Source organism: Massilia sp. TWR1-2-2 (genome assembly GCF_049897565.1).
Lineage (GTDB): Bacteria > Pseudomonadota > Gammaproteobacteria > Burkholderiales > Burkholderiaceae_D > JAFCUW01.
Genome location: NZ_JAFCWM010000006.1, coordinates 1 through 18841 on the forward strand (window position 1 = coordinate 1; position 18841 = coordinate 18841).

Below are 18841 nucleotides of genomic sequence, written 5' to 3' on the forward strand. Positions count from 1 at the left end.
ATCGCCCTGAAAAGCGGCTAGAACTTGGTTCTCAGGAGGCATGCGGGTTTGGATCGATAAATTTCGACTGATCATCGATAAAACCCGAAGGTATTCATGCCTTTTTCAACGCCCTGTTAGGGTGGTACTCGGGCAGCTACGAAAACCGGGAGCCGTGTGATGTTCTCAAAATAACAACACAATCGGACGGGGTTCCGGTAGCGTGCCGGATTACAATCATGTTTTTCTAACGAACGCTGATGCTGAAGGTGTAAAGAATGCTTATCTATTTGGTTGCGGGCGCCAGGCCCAACTTCATGAAGATCGCCCCGATCGTACGCGCGCTCCAGGCGCAGCAGACGCTGTCGTTCAAGATCATCCACACCGGCCAGCATTATGACCGCGACATGAACGACGTCTTCTTCGAAGAGCTCGGCATTCCCCAGCCCGACCTGTTCATGGCTGCCGGCGGCGGCAGCCACGCCCAGCAGACCGCCAAGATCATGATCGGCTTCGAGGACCTGTGCGTCGCCGAACGCCCGGCCGCGGTGCTGGTGGTGGGCGATGTCAATTCGACGCTGGCCTGCTCGATCGTCGCCAAAAAGCTCAACATTCCGGTCGCCCACGTCGAAGCCGGCCTGCGCAGCGGCGACATGACGATGCCTGAAGAAATCAACCGCCTCGTCACCGACAGCATCTCCGACTGGTTCTTCGTCACCGAGCCGGCGGCCGTCGGCCACCTGAAGCGCGAAGGCAAGAGCGACTCGGCCATCCACTACGTCGGCCACGTGATGGTCGACAACGTGCTGTTCCAGGCCGACAAGCTGACCCGCACCGACACGTCCGGCTTCGACACCGCGGCATTCAAGGCGGCGGCGACCGAAAATGGCGGCCGCTACGGCGTCGTCACCTTGCACCGCCCGAGCAACGTCGACGAAGCCGGCAACTTTGCCCGCATCGCCGGCGCGCTGAAGGAAATCGCCGCCGAGCTGCCACTGATTTTCCCGGTGCACCCGCGCACCCGCGCCAACCTGGAAAAGTTTGGCATCGACTTGGGTCCCAACATCACGCTGGCCGGGCCGCAAGCTTACATGGCCTTCCTGAACCTGTGGAAAGACGCGGCGGTGGTGCTCACCGACAGCGGCGGGCTGCAGGAAGAAACCACCGCGCTCGGCGTGCCGTGCGTGACGATCCGCGAAAACACCGAGCGCCCGGTCACCGTCGACGAAGGCTCGAACGTGCTCGTCGGCACCGACCCGGTCAAGATCCTGGCCGAGACGCGCAAAGTGCTGCGCGGCGAAGGCAAGCAGGGCAAGCGCCCGCACCTGTGGGACGGCAAGGCGGCCGAGCGCATCGTCGAGATCCTGACGCGCGAACTGGCCTGACCGACTGAAATGGCCGAGCGGATCACCATGATGGGCTGTCCGATCGACAATCTGTCGATGGAGGACACGCTCGCCACGATCGAAGGCTTCATCCGCTCCGGCCTGCCGCACCAGCATGTGGTCGTCAATGTCGACAAGCTCGTCAAGGCCAGCCGCGACGAACAGCTGCGCCGCATCATCAACGAGTGCGCGCTGATCAACGCCGACGGCATGCCGGTCGTGTGGGCCGCGCGCCTGCTCGGCAAACCGCTCAAGGAGCGCGTCGCCGGCGTCGACCTGTTCGAGGCGCTGATGGCGCGCGCGGCCGCCAAGGGCTGGCGCGTGTTTCTGCTCGGCGCCCGCGAAGACGTGGTGCAGGCGGTGCGCCAGACGTACCTGCGCAAGTATCCGCAATTGGCCATCGCCGGCGTGCGCAACGGCTACTGGAGCGGCGCGCAGGAAGAAGCGGGCGTCGTCGAGCAGATCCGCGCCAGCGGCGCCGACCTGCTGTTCGTGGCGATCAGCTCGCCAAAAAAAGAGCAGTTCCTCGGCCGCTACCAGGCGGCCATGAAGATTCCGTTCGCCATGGGCGTCGGCGGCGCCTTCGACGTTGCCATCGGCAAGGTCAGGCGCGCGCCGCGCTGGATGCAGACAGCCGGCCTGGAATGGTTCTTCCGCTTCCTGCAAGAACCGCGGCGCATGTTTCGCCGCTATTTTATCGACGACATGGCCTTCATCTGGCTGCTGATCAAGGAAGCGGCGCGGCGCTGAGCGCGGCGCCGTCAATCACATTTTAGAAAGCGACTCATCGAATGGATATTCTGGTTACTGGCGGCATGGGATACATCGGTTCCCACACCTGCGTCGAACTGCTCAATGCCGGCCACCAGGTCGTCATTCTCGACAACCTCAGCAACGCCGACCGCGGCGTGCAGCAGCGCATCGAAACGATCACCGGCAAGCCGGTCGGCTTCGTCGAGGCGGACATCCGCGACCGCGCCGCCGTCGAAGCGGCCTTCAACATGCACAACATCGACGCGGTGATCCACTTCGCCGGCCTGAAGGCGGTCGGCGAATCGGTCGCGCAGCCGCTGCGCTACTACGACAACAACGTCACCGGCAGCATCGTGCTGTTCGAAACGATGGCCAAGTTCGGCGTCACCACGCTCGTGTTCAGCTCGTCGGCGACGGTGTACGGCGACCCGGCCTCGGTGCCGATTACCGAAGACTTCCCGCTGTCGGCCACCAATGCCTATGGCCGCAGCAAGCTGATGATCGAGGAAATGCTGCGCGACGTCTCACGCGCCGAGCCGGCCTGGCGCATCGCGCTGCTGCGCTACTTCAACCCGGTCGGCGCCCACGAGAGCGGCCTGATCGGCGAAGAGCCACAGGGCATCCCGAACAACCTGGTGCCATTCATCGCCCAGGTCGCCACGGGCCAGCGCGAGCAGCTGTCGGTGTACGGCGGCGACTGGCCGACGCCGGACGGCACCGGCATGCGCGATTACATCCACGTCGTCGACCTCGCGCTGGGCCACGTCAAGACGCTCGACAAGCTGGCGACATCGGCAGGGGTAGTTACGTACAATCTTGGCACGGGGCGTGGCAACAGCGTTCTGGAAATGGTGCGCGCATTCGAGCAGGCCAGCGGCAAGAAGATCCCTTACCAGATCGTCGCGCGGCGCCCGGGCGACATCGCCAAGTGCTATGCCGACCCGGCGCGCGCCAGCGCCGAGCTGGGCTGGACGGCGACGCGCGACATCGCCCAGATGTGCGCCGATTCCTGGCGCTACCAGACCACGCCAAAAAAATAACACGACACGAGGACGATTATGAAAGCCATGATTCTGGCGGCAGGCAAGGGCACGCGGGTGCGCCCGCTGACGTACGATGTACCAAAACCGATGATTCCGTTGCTGGGCAAGCCGGTGATGGCCTATCTGGTCGAGCACCTGGCCAAGTATGGCGTGACCGAAATCATGGTCAACGTCAGCTACCTGCACGACAAGATCGAGGACTATTTCGGCGAAGGCGACCAGTTCGGCGTGCGCATCGGCTATTCGTTCGAAGGCTACACCAAGGACGACGGCGAAGTTGTGCCGATGCCGATCGGCTCGGCCGGCGGCATGAAGAAGATCCAGCAGTTTGGCGGCTTTTTCGACCAGACCACGATCGTGCTGTGCGGCGACGCCCTGATCGACCTCGACCTCAAGGCGGCGCTGTTCGAGCACCGGCAAAAGGGCGCGATGGCGTCGGTCATCACCCGCGAAGTACCGTGGGACAAGGTGTCGAGCTATGGCGTCGTCGTCAGCGACGCCGACGGGCGCATCACCGAGTTCCAGGAGAAGCCCGACCAGGCCGACGCCCGCTCGAACTTCATCAGCACCGGCATCTACATCTTCGAGCCGGAAGTGATCGACCTGATTCCGGCCGGCGTGCCGTTCGACATCGGCTCCGAGCTGTTCCCGCTGCTGGCCGAGCGTGGCCTGCCGTTCTACGCCCAGCGCCGTCCGTTCAACTGGCTCGACATCGGCACCATGTCGGACTACTGGGAAGTGCTGCAAAACGTGCTGACGGGCGAAGTGGCGCACATGGACATGCCCGGCACCCAGATCAGGGATGGCGTCTGGGCGGGCCTGAACACGAGCATCGACTGGGACGGCACCACCATCGAGGGGCCGGTGTATATCGGCTCTGGCACCCGCATCGAAGCGGGCGCGCACATCGTCGGGCCGACCTGGATCGGCCATGGCAGCCACATCTGTGAAGGCGCCGAGGTGGTGCGCAGCGTGTTGTTTGAGTATACTAGGCTGTTACCCGACGTCAGCTTGCATGAAATGATCGTGTTCAAGGACTACAGCGTCGACCGCAGTGGTGAAATGAAGCACGTGTCCGATTATGCGTCCGAAGAATGGGTCAACGCGCGCGATCGTCGCAACCGCCGCCGCAAGGAAGGCGTGCCCGCTACCAGCCAACAAGAGAAAGAACGCCAATGAAAATCTATCCAGTCATCCTGTCGGGCGGCGCCGGTACGCGCCTGTGGCCACTGTCGCGCGCGGTGCTGCCCAAGCAGCTGCTGCCGCTGGTGTCGGACAAGACCATGCTGCAGGAAACGGCGCTGCGGGTGGCGGACTGGCCTGAATTGATGGCGCCGGTGGTGGTGTGCGGCAACGAGCACCGCTTCCTCGTCGCCGAGCAGATGCGCGAAATCGGCGTCGCCCCGCTCGGCATCCTGCTCGAACCAAGTGGCCGCAACACGGCGCCGGCGGTCGCCGCCGCCGCCTACTTCCTGATGCGCATCGATCCGCAGGCGGTGATGCTGGTGCTGCCGGCCGACCATGTCATCGAACACCGCGGCGCCTTCGCCGCCGCCGTTGCGCGCGCCGCCGCGATGGTCGAGGACGGCGCGCTGGCGACCTTCGGCATCGTGCCGACTGGCCCTGAAACCGGCTACGGCTACATCCACCGCGCCGGCGCCGTCGACGGCTCCGACGGCTGCTACCAGGTCGACCGCTTCGTCGAAAAGCCGAACCGCGCCACCGCCCAGGAATTTCTGCGCGACGGCGGCTACTACTGGAACAGCGGCATGTTCCTGTTCAAGGCCGAGCGCTACCTGGCCGAACTGACCGTGTTCCGTCCGGAGATCGCCGCCGCCAGCGAAGCGTCGGTGCGCCTCGGCTACAGCGACCTCGATTTCTGCCGCCTGCACGAAGATTCTTTCAACGCCTGCCCGTCCGACTCGATCGACTATGCGGTCATGGAACGCACCGCGCACGCCGTGGTGGTGCCGGCCGATATCGGCTGGAGCGACGTCGGCTCCTGGTCGGCGCTGTGGGATGTGCAGAAGCACGACGCCGAAGGCAACAGCCAGCGCGGCGACGTCTACCTCGACGGCGTGTCCAATTCGCTGGTGCGCGCCGAGAGCCGCATCGTCGCCGTGGTCGGCGTGCGGGACTTGATCGTCGTCGAAACGCCGGACGCGGTGCTGGTGGTGCACAAGGACCACGTGCAGCGCGTCAAGCAGGTGGTCGATCATTTGAAACTCAACGAACGCACCGAGCACCTGCACCACACCAAGGTGTACCGCCCGTGGGGCCACTACGAGGGCATCGACGCCGGCGACCGCTTCCAGGTCAAGCGCATCACCGTCAAGCCGGGCGAGAAACTGTCGCTGCAGATGCACCATCACCGCGCCGAGCACTGGGTCGTTGTCAGCGGCACCGCCCGCGTGACGTGCGGCGAGTCGATCAAGCTGCTGTCGGAAAACGAGTCGACCTACATCCCGATCGGCATGAACCACCGGCTGGAGAACCCGGGCAAGCTGCCGCTGCACATCATCGAAGTGCAATCCGGCAGTTACCTGGGCGAGGACGATATCGTCCGCTTCGAGGATATCTACCAGCGCGCGTAACGGCGTTGGCATCGTGAAAAGGAGGCTGCGGCCTCCTTTTTTTGGGCCCGGTGCAAGCGAACTCAGCCGTATTGAGCTGAACGGACTAATCGTTGGTCATCATGGTGTCACCGAGTCCACTTAATATCGATTTTGCTAATAGCCAATGCTTTTTGATAACTTGCGCGGCTGCGCAGCAATATTAGATTTGCAACATGATCCGTAACCTCCACCGACCAGGACTGCTCAATGAAAAAGCCCGTTGCATCGATTAATTCCCCCGGCCAGCTGACTGTGCTGGCAGCTTTGCTCGCGGGACTGTGCGCGCCGGCATTTGCCGTCGACTCTGGCGCGAAGGTTGTTATCAGCCAGGTCTACGGCGCCGGCGGCAACGCCGGGGCAAGCTATCGCAACGATTTCATTGAGCTGTTCAATCGCAGTAACGAAGAGGTTTCGCTGGGCGGCATGTCGGTGCAGTACGCCGCCACCAAGGGCGTGTCATGGGCCCGCACCAACCTGAATTCGGTGATCTTGCAGCCAGGCCAGTACTACCTCGTCGGCGAAGCGTCCCAGGCAACGGTCGGTTCCACAACGCCGACGCCTGACCAGATCGGTACAATTGCAATGGCCGGCGGCGCCGGCAAGGCGGCGCTGGTGAGTAACACGACGTTGCTGACGGGTGCCAATCCGACCGGCGCCACTGTGCTCGACCTGGTCGGGTACGGCACCGGCACCGACGGCTTCGAAGGCAGCGGGCCGACCGGTACCCTCGGTGCGACCGTGTCGGCAAGCCGCCTGGCCGCCGGCTGTACCGATGAGAACAACAACGCGGCTGACTTCATCACCGGCGCCGTTGCCCCGCGCAACAGCGGCACCATTGCCGCCTGCGGCGTCGTCACGCCGCCTGCTAACAAGCCGATCGTTGCCAGCTGCCCTGCGTTCTCGGTCGCGCAGGGCATCGGCGGCTCCGGCGGACTCAGCGCCACCGATGAAGACAGCATCGTTACTGGCGCCAGCATCACCAGCGGCGCGCTCAGCGGCATCACGCTGGGCACCTTTACCGCCGCCGGCAGCGATGGCCAGGCCGGCAGCGTCAACCTGAGCGTTGCCGCCAACGTTGCGCCTGGCACGTATGCGCTAGGCATCACGTTCGTCAACAACGAAGACCAGAGCGCGGTGTGCAGCGCCAGCGTTACGGTGCAGCCGAACGCTCCGGCAACCCTGAAAATCATGGATCTGCAGGGCCACGGCGCGCCTAGCGCCTACAACAACACCGTGCGCACCGTCGACGGCGTGATCACCTTCAAGTTCCCCGGCACCGGCTACTTCATCCAGGACCAGAACGGCGATGGCGACCCGACCACGTCGGACGGCATCCTCGTGTTCGGAACGACCACCAGCGCTGCCGTCGGCGACCTGGTGCGCGTGACCGGCACCGTGTTCGAATACAAGCCGGCCAGCCAGTCGGTCAGCTATACCGAGATCAAGGACGCGACGTCGGTAGTGCGCCTCGGCGCCGGCACCGCCATTACGCCGACCAACGTGAGTATGCCGATGGACCTCTCCAGCGTGCAGGGCATGCTGGTGCGCTTCCCGCAGTCGCTCGTCATCAACTCGGTCGCCTCGCTCGGCACCAACGGCCAAATTACGCTTGCATCGGTACGGCGCGAAACCCCGACCAATCGCTATCGTCCGAATACGCCGGAAGCGATCGCGCTGGCCGCGGCCAATGCGATTGACCAGATTGTGCTCGACGACGGCATCTTCGTGCAGCCGAACCCGATTCCGTTCATCGGTGCCGACAACACCGTGCGCGCCGGCGATACCGTCGAGAACGTCGTCGGCGTGGTCGACTTCGGTTCGATCGGCAACCAGGACAACGCCTACAAGCTGCAGGTGCCATCGGTGGCCGGCGTCGAAATCGTGCGCCGTAACCCGCGCACCGGCCCGCCAGCCGTCGCCACCGGCAACGTGCGCGTGGCCAGCGCCAACGTGCTCAACTTTTTCACCACGTTCACCAATGGCGCCACCATCTTCGGCGCCACCGGCCAGAGCTGCTACCCGACCGCCAGTACCAGCACCAGCACGTCGAACTGCCGCGGCGCCGACAACCTGGCCGAGTTCAACCGCCAGCGCGACAAGATCGTCAACGAACTGGTGACGCTTGACGCCGATGTCGTCGGACTGATGGAAATTCAGAACAACGAGAACGTCGCCGTCCACTACCTGGTCGACCAGATGAACGCAAAGACCGGCTTCACCACCTACGCCTCGGTGGCGTTGCCTCCTGCGCGCGGCACCGATGCCATCCGCGTGGCGATGATCTACAAGCCGAACGTGGTCACCCCGGTCGGACTTCCGATGTCCGATGGCGACAGCGTCAACAACCGCGCACCGCTGGCGCAGACGTTCAAGGCCAACAACAACGGCGGCAAGTTCTCCGTCATCGTCAACCACCTCAAGTCGAAGGGCAGCTGCGGCACCGGCGCCAACGCCGACCTCGGCGACGGCCAAGCTTGCCACAATGCCACCCGCGTCGCGCAAGCGCAGCGCCTGGCGACCTACTTCATCCCGCAAGTGAAGACTGTGTCCGGCGACGACGACGTGCTGGTCATCGGCGACATGAACGCCCACGGCTTCGAAGACCCGATCCATGTGCTCACCAGCACCGGCATGGTCAACGAACTGGAGCGTTTCGGCCGCCCGAACGGCATCGTCTACTCGTACAACTTCGACAGCCTCAGCGCCTACCTCGACCATGCGCTGGCGTCGCCGTCGCTCGATGCCCAGGTCGTCGGCGCCACCGAATGGCACAACAACTCGGACGAGCCGGAAATCATCGACTACAACCTCAATGACAAGCCGCAGGACCTGTACGCCAACAACGCTTACCGCGCGTCGGACCATGACCCGGTCCTCGTGAGCCTGAACCTGCTTGGCACGTTCGCCGACGTCACTGCCAGCTTCTCGCAATACCGCTCCGGCATGGCGTGGAACCGCACCAACAACCAGTTCACCGGCACGCTGGCGCTGACCAACACGACGGCCGCTGCCGTCACCGGCCCGTTCAACGTCGAGTTCGCTGGCCTGCCGGCCGGTGTCACGCTGCTCAATGCCACGGGCATGCGCAACGGTGTGCCGTACATTACCGTCAACACCGCATCGGTCGCGGCTGGCGCCAAGTTGACGGTCTCGACCGTGTTCAGTAACCCAAGCAAGGGCGCAATCCCCTACACCGCCACCATTTCTTCCGGCTCTTTCTAAAAATAAGGACACATCATGTTTAATCCTAAAACCTTCCTAAGCCAGTGCCTGCTGGCAGTCGCACTGCTCGGCAGCTCGCTCGCTGCCATTGCCGGACCGACCTTTAACGTGAGCCTCAACACCACTGGCCTGAGCGGCACGGGTTCGGTCGATTTCTTGCTCAACCCGGCGGTCACTGCGCTGCCGCTGACTGCCAAGGTAAGCAATTTTTCCTCTAACTTTGGCGCTTTCCTCGTGACCGGTGATGCTGCTGTCGACGCCAACGGCAACTTCACGCTGTCGAACCTGAGCGCGGACAACTTCGTCGTGCGCGCCGCTGGACTCGGCAATACGTTGAGCTTCGACCTCAACTTCGACGGTGCGTTTTTTGACCGCATTGGCACCGAAGGCGGCCTGTTCTCATTCGGCCTGAACGGTGCTAATGGTGACCTGATCGGCTTTGCCACTTTCGATTTCAACGCCTCGCTGCTGCCGATCGTGGTCGACGTGACTGGCTTCGCCAACGCCACGATTACCTTGGTGGGCGTCAATGCCGTGCCGGAACCATCGTCGATGCTGATGATGATGACCGGCCTCGGCCTGGTCGGTTTCACCGCTCGCCGCCGCAAGTCGCGGGCCGAGGAAGCCGCAACGGCCTAAGCTGCCGCGCGGGCCGCGCGCCCGCATCGTCAAGGACACATGTGCTCGGAAACGACACATGTGTCTTTTTTTTGCCCGTTTTTAATCTTGCCGGACTGCGTTGCCGAGCAGCGCTGCTCGAATGGCGACGGCCTCTACGCAGGTATTTATTTGGTAAAGCTCTGAATCGCCAAACAAAATCGTATTGTCAAACGACGCAGTCTTGGTGCATAGTGAATTATTGTTGTCGAAACACACACAGTATTGTCAGTAAATATATTTTTGCCAAGGTTTGCGTCATGTCAGCATACATTCTCGTCGTCGAAGCCGAGCCCGCCATTCAGCAGCTGATCGGGTTGAACCTGAACCGCGCCGGCCACCGGGTCACGTGCGTGCCGGATGCCGAGGCGGCGCTCGAGTCGCTCGAAGACGCGCTGCCGGAAATGGTGCTGCTCGAATGGGACCTGGCCGGCCAGAACGGCATCGCGCTGATCCGCCGCCTGCGCGCCCATCCGCGCGCGCGCGACGTGCCGATCATCATGGTGTCGGCGCGCGGCGGCGAGCAGGACAAGGTGCTCGCGCTCGAATCGGGCGCCGACGACTACATCACCAAGCCGTTCAGCCCGCGAGAAATGATTGCCCGCATCCACGCCTTGCTGCGCCGGCGCGCGCCGCATGCGGCGGTCGACACGGTACAGATGGCCGGCCTGCGGCTCGACCCGAGCACGCACCGCGTCACCGCCGGCGCCCAGCAGCTGAGCCTGGGGCGGGTTGAATTTCGGCTGCTGAACTTCCTGATGCACCACCCGGAGCGCGTGCACACCCGCTCCCAGCTGCTCGACAAAGTGTGGGGCAGCGACGCCTTCCTGGGCGAACGCACCGTCGACGCCCACGTCGGCCGCTTGCGCAGCGCCTTGCAGGCCAGCGGCCACCAGGAGCACATCGAAACGGTGCGCGGCAGCGGCTACCGCTTCGTCGCGTGGGACGCGCGCGTCAAGCTGGGCTGGCAAAGCGCCGCCTGAGCCTGAGCCAGCTTGGACCCCGTCGTCATCCTCAGCAAGTTCGAGCAGGAATACCTGCTGCGGGCAATCGAAGCGTCGGTGCAGGTGCGCGACTTGCGCCAATTCTATCTGTGGACCCAGGGACAGTTGCAGGCCTTGCTGCCGCACCAGTTGATGCTGTGCATGCAGTTCGACGGCGCCGACACGCTGGTGCGGCTCGAATGCCTGCACGCGGGCGTGCTGGGCGAGGCGGTGCAGCGCCAGTTGTGCGATCCGGCCGACGGCCTGGCGCTGCGGCTGGCGCGCCATTGCCGTGCCAGCGACCGGCTGCCGGCGCTGACCGGCGGCGGGCGCCGCGCCGGCGACGCCACGCTCGAGCTGTTCCGCCGCGAGCTGCAGCTGGCCGGCTTCGACAATCTGGTCGTGCATGGCAGCGGCCGGTTGGCGGGCGCGGCCACGCTGTTTGCGCTATGCGGCTGGGAAACGCCGCCATCGGCGCGGCATGCGTATTTTCTTGCACTGCTGCTGCCGCACCTGCACCTGGCGCTGCTGCGGCTGTCGGAGTCGGGCGTGCGCGATGCCGCGCTGGACGCGGCCGACACCATCGCGCGCCCGCTGAGCGCGCGTGAAACGGAGATTCTTGGCTGGGTGAGGGAAGGCAAGAGCAACTACGAAGTGGGCTGCATTCTCGGCATCAGTGCCTTGACGGTCAAGAACCACCTGCAGCGCATCTACCGCACGCTGGGAGTGAGCAACCGCACCCACGCTTTGTCGCGCTGCATGTCGCTGCACTTGTTCGAACGGTCCGCCGGCACCGGTGCCGCGGCCAACGGCACCGCCGAGCGCCTTCTTACAGCGCCTGGCCGGGCGCGGCGGGCGCTGCCTCGCTAGCGACGGCAACGTCTGCCAGCGGCTCAGTGGAAGTTGTCGGCTCGACCGGTTCTTCATGCTGCGGCTGCGGCTGCTGCACCGCGCTGAAGCGGTACTGTTCGGCCAGGCCGTCGACGATGCGCGGCTGGTTGCAGCCTTCCGCTTCGCAGTCGGCGACTGGGGCAGCGCTATGACCGATCAGCGACGCGGTGCTGGTGAAGCCTGCTTGCTGCGGGGTCGAGCTGCCGCCACATGCGGCCAGCACGGCCAGCGCGGCAACAGCAAGCAATGATCGAATGTTCAAAGATGTCATGGCGGGGTCTTCAAGATCGTCCTTAATGGAGAACAATTGTATTGAAGAATTTTTCCATTCGCCAATCATTTTTTGATTAGGAAGCCAGGAAGCGAGATGTTGAACAGAAGTTAGCGACACGATCAGCGAGGTAGTCGCTTATTGTAGGAACTAAGTTACATGGAATACTGAACACTGATTTGTAACAATTTCCCCACAACAACACGTCGTACTGCCGGGTTGACCTTGAATTCGCAGTGTTCTGCGATAAGTTTTTGCACCGAGCACAATTGCCGAGATCGCGTCATTCAAATCGCGCTTGACCGCGTCTCCACGTCACGCGATGATGTGTCGATGAGACATCTTTCCCTGATTTTTCTGCTCGCCTGCGCGGCATGCAGCAGTGCCACATCATCGGTGTCACCGCCGCCGCCTGCCGCCACTGCAAGTGCGCCCGGCCAACAGGGCGCCGTTGCAGAATTGCGCGCCCGCATCGACGCACAACTGGGCGATGCTGCCTGCGATGGACCCCAGCAATGCCACAGCATGCCGGTCGGCGCCCGGCCTTGCGGCGGCCCGGACGGCTTTATCGCGTGGTCGAGCAAGCGCACCGACGAGAAACAGCTGGGTGCGCTGGTGGCGCGGCATGCCGCCGCCCGCAGGGAAGAAAACATGCGCAACGACATGAATTCGACCTGCCAGATCGAGACCAACCCCGGGGCCACCTGTCAGGCAGGGCGATGCATGTTGCGGCCTCGTGGTCTCGGCGCCCAGCCAGCCGACGCATCCTGAAGTGATCTTGCCTGGCCTGGCACGTCGAGCGGCTGCCGCATTGATTCCCTGTTTTTTTGCAACGAGCTCTCGACATGCCCTCCGCCGATTTCATTGAAATGTCCGATAACGCCGTCGATGCCGCCCTTTGCCGCGCCTGGATCGAGCGTTTCGAAGCGAGCGGCCAGGCGCAACGCGGGCTGACCGGCAGTGGCCTGGATCTGACGATGAAAGACAGCTGGGACATCCAGCTCGATCAGGCGTCCGGCTGGTCCGATGTGGCCCTCGGACTCAACCAGGCGGTGCTGGCAGGATTCAAGCAATACCTGCGCCGCTACGCGTATGTGGCGCTGGCCCCGCTGCAGCTGAAGATGCAGGATCCGGCCACCGGGCAGCAGGTTTTGCTCGATGCCGGCGGGGTCGCCGCGCTGTCCGACGTGTTGCTAACGGGGCTCATTGCGAAGGTATTCAGATTCGGCAGCATCAATATCCAGAAATACGTGGCCGACCAGGGCGGCTATCCGTACTGGCATTGTGAGCAATACCCCAAGCGCGACCAGGGCGAGGCCTTGCACCGCGCTCTGCTGTGGACCGTGTATCTCAACGATGAGTTCGACGCCGGCGAAACCGAATTTCTATACCAGCAGGTCAAGGTGAAGCCGACAACCGGCAGCTTGCTGATCGCGCCGGCCGCGTTCACCCACACCCACCGCGGCAACCGCCCGGTCGGCGGCAACAAGTACATCGCCACCAGCTGGATCCTGTACCAGCGCGCTGAAACGCTGTTCGGCGTGGCCTGATCAGGCAACAGCGGGGCGCTCTGGCCTGTTGCGTTTGGCCGTATGGTCGACACGAAAGACCCGAAAACGTCGAGGCAACCCGACCTGATGACTGCAGCGCAGGAGCTTGGGCAGCAGCGCAGTGCCAATCCCTGACGAACGTAGCGCGGACACCAACGCGATCATCCGCAGGTGGATTTCCGCCCCCCTGAAGTCGAGCTGGAAAGTTGCGTTCGCGGCATCCAAAAAAAGGCCGCGGCACCTTTCGGTGAAGCGGCCTTTTTACCGGGCTGCCCTGGCGGACAGCCCCGAACTAGCGATCAGTCGTCGCTGCTGACGATCGGCTTCGAACCGGTTCCCAGTGGTACCGGGTCGTTGGTCTGGATGTCGATCAGCGTTGTGCCCGACGCCACGCCGCCGACTTTGAACGTCGCCGCGCCGAGGAAGCGCTGGCCGGTTGCCAGGCCCGACCAGCTCATGCCGACCGATGCGGTGCCGCCGACATACGCGTTGGCAGGTACCAGCACCTTGAAGTTGCCGCCGACGTCGCTTGGCGAAACGATCCACGACGACAGAGTAGCCGTGGTGGTCGCACGCGTCTGCTTGTTGTAGGCAATCACGCAGGCCTTGTAGGTGCCTGGCGCCGGGTTCAGGAACGTCACCGACTCGTTCGATCCATCGTTGCCGCTGCTGCCGACGACCGCGTTCGCCGCGTTCAGGATGACCAGGTCGAGATCGTCCACCGCATCGGGGATGCTGCCGGCGGTCGTGTCGGCGTTGTACAGCGAGAAGCGTGCCGCCAGTGCGCCGGCCGGAACGACGAAGCTCGTCAGCCGCACGGCTGCATCGGTGCCGGCCACGCACAACGGCGCCTGCGTCGCCGTGCTGACGGCGCTGAAGGTAAACGTATTGCGCGCCGCCGTCTTCAGGCCGCCCTTGTCGACGCTCATCGGCCCGGCGAAACCGGTGCCGATGGTGAGCATCTTGCTGCCGCTGACCGCTTCGCTGTAGACCAGCGAAGGCACCGCCAGCGCGGTGCCGCGCACGCTGATCGGGCTGCGCACGGTGTGGCCGTGCTCGTCCGCCAGGACCAGGTTGCCGAAGCCCCAGGCGTTCAGCGGCGTCGTCGTGCGGGTTACCTTGACGGTGAAGGTCTGGCTGGCGCCTGGCGCGACCGTAAAGCTGGCCGGCGTGACCACCGCGCCATAGCCGCTGATGGTCGCCGTCGCGTTGTAGGTCGACGACACCGGGTAGACGTTCTTGACCGTGCGGGTGAAGGTTTGCGTGCCGAGCACCGTGCTCGACGTCAGCGACGGCAAGTTCAGGTCGGACGCTTTCATCGAGCCGTAGAAGTTGCAGTTGCCCGCCGGGTAGAGCTGCGTGTTCGGCGCCGCCAGGCCGCAGGACAGGCGCAGGTAGTCGATCTGACCGGCGTCGTACACCAGCCCTGGATCGCTGGCGCCGTTTGGTGCCACGTGGCCGGCGCCTTGCGCGAACGGCATGTTGCCCGCTGCGGTGGTCGAGCCGGTGGTCCATGGCAGGATCGCCGTGACGCCGTCGTTGAGCGTGTCGGTAGCCGACGTCATCATCGCCGACTTGATCATCGCTGGCGACCAGCTCGGGTTCTGCTGCTTGAGCAGCGCGGCGATGCCGGCGATGTGCGGGCTGGACATCGACGTGCCGGAAATGATGCTGGCGCCGGTCTTGGTGGTGGCGCCGCCATTTTTCAGCGTCGTCACTTCGGCCGCCGTCAGCGCCGGCGTGTAGGAGGCGACAATATCGCTGCCCGGCGCGGCGACGTCCGGCTTGAGCATGTTGGCGTCGCCCACGTTTGGTCCGCGCGACGAGAAGCCGCTGATGAACGGCGCCGGCTTGTCGAGGAAGGCCTGGGCCTTGGTCAGCTCGGCCATCGGGGCGGCGTTGGCGGCGATGTACGCTTTCAGCAGGGCGCCATCGCCCTGGCTGATGTGAACTGTCGGCACCGCGTGCACTTCGCTCACGAGGCCGGCGCCGTTATCGGACAGCACCATGCCGACGCCACCGGCGGTTCGCACCGCAGCGCTCTTCGACACGCGCCCGTTGTTGCCGCGGTCGCAGACGACAATCTTGCCGGCCACCATCGCCGGATCCATCGCGGCGTTCGACGACGCCGTCGTGCCGGCCGGGAAACCCGGGAAGGTGGTTGCACCAGCCGTATTGCGGTCCGTCTCGGTGTAGCAGAAGCGGCGCGCCATCTTGTCCTGGTCCGTCAGCGCGTCATACGCCACGACGCCGGCGTTGCGGGCGTCGACGATGCCCGCGCTTGGCAGCGCAGACTGGTTCAGCGAGGCGCCGCGGTAGCGTGCGCCGCTGCCTTCGATGACATCGGCGCCGACGCTGCGGTTATGGGTGGCCGACGCCACCGTCGCGTGCCACGGCCCCAGGTTGGCGGTAGGGGCGGTGGCGGGACCGGAGTTGCCGGCCGACGCGGCGACGAAAATGCCGGCGTTCGACGCGTTCAGGAAGGCTACTTCCTGCGGGTCGGTGATCAGGCCGCCGCCGGCGGTCGGGCCGATCGAGTAGTTGATGACGTCGACGCCGTCCTTGATCGCCTGGTTGACGGCGGCCACGGTGTAGGCGCTGGCGCAGCCGCCAGTGGTCGGCGTCGCCCGGTAGCAGACCTTGTACATTGCCAGGCGCGCGCGCGGCGCCATGCCCGACAGGGAGCCGAGGTCGACGCCGCTGATGGTGACCGGCACGCCGGCGTTGCCGCCCGCGGTCGACAACGTGTGCGAGCCGTGCCCGCCACCGCTGCCGGTGGTGCCGTCGCGGCCCGACAGGAAGTCGCCCGCGTCGATCGCGATGGTGCCGGTCGAGCCGATGTACGAACGGATACCGAGCAGCTTGTTATTGCAGTCCGACGCCTTGATGCCAGGTTTGATTTCGCAGCCGATGCCTTTCCATTTGGCCGGCGCCGCGCCGTACACCTGGGTGCCGCTGGCGGCATGGGTCGGCACGCCGTTGGCGTCGACGCGGTCGGCGAAGCTGAGGTTCTCCGGCCACACGCCGCTGTCGAGCATGGCGATGATGATGTCTTCGCCGGCGGCGCCCTTGCCGCCGACCTTGCTCCACAGGCTGTTCGGTTGCTCGAGGCCGAGGAAGTTCGGGGTGCTGCTGGTGTGCGGCTGGTGCAGGACATCGGCATGGATGCTCAGCACGCCGGCGTTTTTCTTCAGTGCGCGTACTTCGGCGTCGGTCAGGTTGGCGGCAAAGCCGTTGAGCGCGACGTCGTAGCGGTGCGTGACATTGGCCGGGTCGATCGTGGCCAGCACGTCGTTCTGTTTCTGCTCGAGGTAGGCGATGTAGCTCTGCACGTTCGCCGCCGTGATGTCGAGGTAGGTGCCTGGCGCCGGCTTGGTCGCCGGCAGGCCGGCGATGCCGCCTTCATACGAGGCCGCCGCTGCCGCCGGCAGCTGGACGATATACGAACGGCGCACTTCCTGGGCGTGCGCGCTGAACGCGATGCCGGCCACCAGCGTCATGACTGCCAGTGAGATTGGATGGAGTTTCTTGTTCATTTGAGTGATCCCGGATCTGAAAGGTGAGGGGAGTGAATCAAGCGGATTGGCGGCGGCGGGTGGCGGCGAACAAGCCGGCCAGGCTCAGCGCGACCAGCGGCAGGCTGCCCGGCTCAGGAACATACGTGATGTTGTCGATGGCGAACTGGGCCTGGTTGCCGGCGGGGTTCGCGCAGGCGCTGCGGTCGGCGTTGTACACGCAGGCGCTGAAGGTGGCCTCGGTGAAGCGCATCTGGCCGAAGGCGCCATCGAAGTTCCAGCGGGCGAACGCGAAGTCGCCATTCACGTTTTGCAGCGAGAAGTCCTGCGCTACGGTGCTGCCGTCGTTACCCATGACGATCAGGCGGCCGACCGACTGGCTCAGCTGGGTCGGCACGGGCAGGATGAAACCGAAGTCGAGACCGGTCAGGTTGAAGTCATTACCGCTCAGGCCGAAGCTGACGGCGCCGTCGTTGAGAGCTGCGTAGTAGATGCTCCGGTTGCCGGTCGGGCATACGCCGATGAAGCAGGAGAACGGATCGCTGCCATTCAAGGTGGCGCCGTCGAAGCCGCCCTGGCCGCGCACCGTGATGGTCTGGAGGCCATCGGTGAGCACGTCACCGTTGGAGTAGATGCCTGGGCCAAATGCCTCGAACGTCACCGTGCCGGCCGACGCCGAACCACAAACGCTGGCGAAAGCCATCGCGACCGCTAAGCTGATAATTTTTTTCATTTTGTTCGTCCCCGTCAAGTGCTTGATTATTTTGTATCGGTCGTGGCACCGCTTGTGGCGGCGCCCTCTCCCAGGCTTGGTAGCAACACTCTCCAAATTTTTCAGATTGTCACCAAATATAGCAAAGGAAGCAATTAACCTGTAGAGAAAGTTAACGGATATTATTTTTGATTCTAACTATTTCCAGAATAAAATTCTGTTACTACTGGGAAAATTGATTTTCGCCGCATGCAGACGAGTTGAAAAAATGCAGCAAATTCGCGACATCGTGGAAATGCCTTTTCTTTTCGACAGCGCTGTGATAGCGCAGGGAGACATCGTTGATCGGGATTGCCGACGCCCTGTTTCCAGCTTTGAATAGCTGGTTGAACTGAACTATAGCTTCGGCGATAACTTGTGTGAAAATAAGTTCATCGTTTAATAAACGCTTTTTTCAGCTTATTTTGAAATTTCCTGCGGTTTTGCCTACTAGGATTGGGCTCGGTTGCACGTCTAGCCTGGTGCTCGCAAGGTCACCCAGGATCGATTGATGTGTCGTAATTAACGAACACTCACGCGCAAAGTTCACATTTCGACATTGGCAGTGTTCAACGCGCGGGCATGGCGGGCGCCGTTCAGGGTGGCACTGCGCGCAGAATTTTCCTATGTGAACATGCCCTGTGGCGCCGATCGATACCGGTAAAGAAGAGTTGTGGGAATTGCGAGCCGCATGGTAGCCTTGCACGCCAAAATCGCGCTTTGCCCCACGAGGGCGGGGCCGCTCGAACCCACGCAGCGCAACAGGAGTCGGTCTGATGTATTCAGCAATCAAACAGGGCACCGCCCGTCGCCAGCGTGACAACGGCTTCACCTTGCTCGAGCTGCTGGTCGTGATCGTCATCATCGGCCTGCTGGCGGCCTACGTCGGCCCGAAATATTTCTCGCAGCTGGGCAAGTCGGAAGTGACCATCGCCAAGGCGCAGATCGGCGCCTTCGAAAAGTCGCTCGACACCTATCGCCTCGACGTCGGCCGTTATCCGAGCACCGAGGAAGGCCTCGCCGCGCTGCTCGTAGCGCCCGCCACCGGCGCCGGCAAGTGGAACGGTCCGTACTTGAAGAAGGCGTTGCCGCCCGATCCGTGGGGCCACCCGTTCCAGTACCGCGCGCCCGGACCGAAGGGCGAATACGAAATCGTCTCGTTGGGCCGCGACGGTCAGGCCGGCGGCAGCGGCGACGACGCCGACATCACCAACTAGGGCGGACCG

Annotated in this window: 15 protein-coding genes; 12 read left to right on the plus strand and 3 right to left on the minus strand. The window is 63.7% G+C overall.

Translation table 11 applies throughout. The features are described 5' to 3' along the window. Positions 1 to 257: 257 nt before the first annotated feature. The 9 genes from wecB to epsA all read left to right on the plus strand — a co-directional run bounded on the left by wecB (position 258) and on the right by epsA (position 11507). Positions 258 to 1364, plus strand: coding sequence for a non-hydrolyzing UDP-N-acetylglucosamine 2-epimerase (gene wecB / locus ACP7DD_RS07195; protein WP_426174032.1), 1107 nt, complete (start codon positions 258 to 260; stop codon positions 1362 to 1364). A 27-nt stretch (positions 1365 to 1391) separates the two neighbouring features. Further along, entirely contained in the window at positions 1392 to 2114 is a 723-nt protein-coding gene (locus ACP7DD_RS07200; protein ID WP_426174033.1) for a WecB/TagA/CpsF family glycosyltransferase, read from the plus strand. Between the two features lie 41 nt (positions 2115 to 2155). Next, complete coding sequence (gene galE, locus ACP7DD_RS07205; RefSeq protein WP_426174034.1) at positions 2156 to 3157, plus strand: UDP-glucose 4-epimerase GalE; 1002 nt, start codon at positions 2156 to 2158, stop codon at positions 3155 to 3157. 18 nt (positions 3158 to 3175) lie between these two features. After that, positions 3176 to 4339: a sugar phosphate nucleotidyltransferase gene (locus tag ACP7DD_RS07210; RefSeq protein WP_426174035.1), complete on the plus strand. Its 1164-nt coding sequence runs from the start codon at positions 3176 to 3178 to the stop codon at positions 4337 to 4339. Then, complete coding sequence (locus tag ACP7DD_RS07215) at positions 4336 to 5754, plus strand: mannose-1-phosphate guanylyltransferase/mannose-6-phosphate isomerase (RefSeq protein ID WP_426174036.1); 1419 nt, start codon at positions 4336 to 4338, stop codon at positions 5752 to 5754. The genes ACP7DD_RS07210 and ACP7DD_RS07215 overlap by 4 nt, the downstream gene beginning before the upstream one ends. A 228-nt stretch (positions 5755 to 5982) precedes the next feature. Next, a complete protein-coding gene (locus ACP7DD_RS07220) occupies positions 5983 to 8997 on the plus strand; it encodes an ExeM/NucH family extracellular endonuclease (protein WP_426174037.1) in 3015 nt (1004 codons plus the stop codon). A 15-nt stretch (positions 8998 to 9012) separates the two neighbouring features. Beyond that, positions 9013 to 9636 (plus strand): NF038129 family PEP-CTERM protein, encoded by a 624-nt coding sequence (locus ACP7DD_RS07225; RefSeq protein ID WP_426174038.1) that lies wholly within the window; start codon positions 9013 to 9015, stop codon positions 9634 to 9636. A 278-nt stretch (positions 9637 to 9914) separates the two neighbouring features. After that, a complete protein-coding gene (phoB, locus tag ACP7DD_RS07230) occupies positions 9915 to 10637 on the plus strand; it encodes a phosphate regulon transcriptional regulator PhoB (protein WP_426174039.1) in 723 nt (240 codons plus the stop codon). A gap of 12 nt (positions 10638 to 10649) precedes the next feature. Then, complete coding sequence (gene epsA, locus ACP7DD_RS07235) at positions 10650 to 11507, plus strand: XrtB/PEP-CTERM-associated transcriptional regulator EpsA (RefSeq protein WP_426174040.1); 858 nt, start codon at positions 10650 to 10652, stop codon at positions 11505 to 11507. Here the strand turns inward: epsA and ACP7DD_RS07240 are convergent. Then, positions 11467 to 11799 carry a hypothetical protein gene (locus ACP7DD_RS07240; RefSeq protein WP_426174041.1) on the minus strand — a complete coding sequence of 111 codons (333 nt, stop codon included), beginning with the start codon at positions 11797 to 11799 and terminating at the stop codon, positions 11467 to 11469. The two genes, epsA and ACP7DD_RS07240, sit on opposite strands and share 41 nt — an antisense overlap. Positions 11800 to 12132: 333 nt before the next feature. Between ACP7DD_RS07240 and ACP7DD_RS07245 the strand changes: the two genes are divergently transcribed. Both ACP7DD_RS07245 and ACP7DD_RS07250 read left to right on the plus strand, forming a co-directional pair. Then, positions 12133 to 12570 (plus strand): hypothetical protein, encoded by a 438-nt coding sequence (locus ACP7DD_RS07245; RefSeq protein WP_426174042.1) that lies wholly within the window; start codon positions 12133 to 12135, stop codon positions 12568 to 12570. 74 nt (positions 12571 to 12644) lie between these two features. Next, complete coding sequence (locus tag ACP7DD_RS07250) at positions 12645 to 13349, plus strand: 2OG-Fe(II) oxygenase (protein ID WP_426174043.1); 705 nt, start codon at positions 12645 to 12647, stop codon at positions 13347 to 13349. 299 nt (positions 13350 to 13648) lie between these two features. On the opposite strand, the gene ACP7DD_RS07255 is transcribed toward ACP7DD_RS07250, so the two are convergent. Together ACP7DD_RS07255 and ACP7DD_RS07260 are read right to left on the minus strand one after the other, a co-directional pair. Beyond that, positions 13649 to 16885 carry a S8 family serine peptidase gene (locus ACP7DD_RS07255; RefSeq protein WP_426174044.1) on the minus strand — a complete coding sequence of 1079 codons (3237 nt, stop codon included), beginning with the start codon at positions 16883 to 16885 and terminating at the stop codon, positions 13649 to 13651. A 37-nt stretch (positions 16886 to 16922) separates the two neighbouring features. After that, complete coding sequence (locus ACP7DD_RS07260; protein ID WP_426174045.1) at positions 16923 to 17597, minus strand: NF038120 family PEP-CTERM protein; 675 nt, start codon at positions 17595 to 17597, stop codon at positions 16923 to 16925. Positions 17598 to 18391: 794 nt separating this feature from the next. Between ACP7DD_RS07260 and gspG the strand changes: the two genes are divergently transcribed. Continuing rightward, positions 18392 to 18832: a type II secretion system major pseudopilin GspG gene (gspG, locus tag ACP7DD_RS07265; RefSeq protein WP_426174046.1), complete on the plus strand. Its 441-nt coding sequence runs from the start codon at positions 18392 to 18394 to the stop codon at positions 18830 to 18832. Positions 18833 to 18841: the final 9 nt, after the last annotated feature.